The following is a 1,309-nucleotide window of genomic DNA, read 5'->3' on the forward strand; positions in this document are numbered from 1 at the left end:
CGGCAGATTGTGGCTCTCGGCGGGGGCAGTGCAATTGATACGGCCAAGGTTTTAACGTACATGCTGGCTGCCGGCACGGGTTTTTCTTTAAGAGGCTATTTTAAGCAGCAGGGCACGCTCCCCGATGCTGCTCCCTTGCCGCTGCTGGCCATACCCACTACCGCGGGCACCGGAAGCGAGGTCACTCCCTTTGCCACGGTATGGGATCTCGCTGCGGAGAAGAAATATTCCCTGGCATCGCCCAGGCTTTTTGCCCGGACCGCCCTGCTTGACCCGGAGTTAACCTTGACCCTGCCGCAAGATATTACCGTCGTCTCCGGCCTGGATGCCCTCTCCCATGCCTTCGAATCGATATGGAACCGCAACGCCAATCTCATGACCCGGGGATACGCCCTTCAGGCCATTAAGATTATCCTTCATACCCTGCCCCCATTGGTATTGGATCTGCAGGACATGGGGCTCCGCTTTAAAATGATGGAAGCAAGCACGCTGGCCGGGCTGGCCATCAGCGGCACCCGCACCGCCCTGGCCCATTCTATCTCCTACCCCATTACCGCCCGCTACGGCATGCCTCACGGACTGGCTTGCAGCTTTACCCTGCCGGCTATACTGGAATACAATGCCGGGGCCGACGACGGCAGGCTGCTGGATACTGCCCGAACCCTGGGATATGGCACGGCAGCGTCCCTGCATTCGGAGCTGGTGAGGTTATTCCGTGGGCTTAAAATAAGAGAGATGGTCGAAAAGTATATTCCCCCAGGCGAAGACCTTTCTTCACTGGTGCCGCAAATGTTTACTCCCGGCAGGGCGGACAACAATTTACGGGAAGCTGCCCCGGAGCAGCTCCGGCATATCCTTCGATCCTCGTTGACGATATGAACAATTCGTGTTTAGATCATTATGAGGTGATAATGTGCGCTTATCTGAACCGGAGGCATCCAGCCCCGCCGTAAAAGGGTTAAAAGAGATAACCGCCGGCAGCTCTCCGCTGCCTTCCAGGGTTAAGATCGACGTGGTTGTATTGATGGCGGGGAGGGGCAAGCGGCTGCTTCCTCTAACCAAGGATCGGCCCAAGGCAATTTTATTGTGTGAAAGCGGCATGAGTATTTTTGAGCATATAGTGCGCTCCTTTCTTACACCCAACTGGGAGCCGACGTTCATACCGGTGATCGGTCACGGCCGGCTGAAAGTCTACGAAGAACTGGATCGGCTTGCCTCCCTGGCCCGCTATGCCCCGGTAATGAACCCTTTCTATGCAAGCGCCGGGCCGCTGGTCTCACTTTGGCTGGGCCTGCTCCAGTCAAAAAAT

2 protein-coding genes are annotated in these 1,309 nt (G+C 56.6%); both read left to right on the forward strand.

Annotated elements, in window-relative coordinates:
- A partial coding sequence (locus ACE4YL_RS02735; protein WP_461369162.1) for a phosphonoacetaldehyde reductase occupies positions 1–879 on the forward strand: 879 nt, incomplete at its 5' end.
- A 34-nt stretch (positions 880–913) separates the two neighbouring features.
- On the forward strand, positions 914–1,309 hold a 396-nt coding region (locus ACE4YL_RS02740), incomplete at its 3' end, for a sugar phosphate nucleotidyltransferase (protein ID WP_461369163.1).

This window comes from Candidatus Darwinibacter acetoxidans (assembly GCF_041936445.1).
Lineage (GTDB): Bacteria > Bacillota > Limnochordia > Darwinibacteriales > Darwinibacteriaceae > DTU010.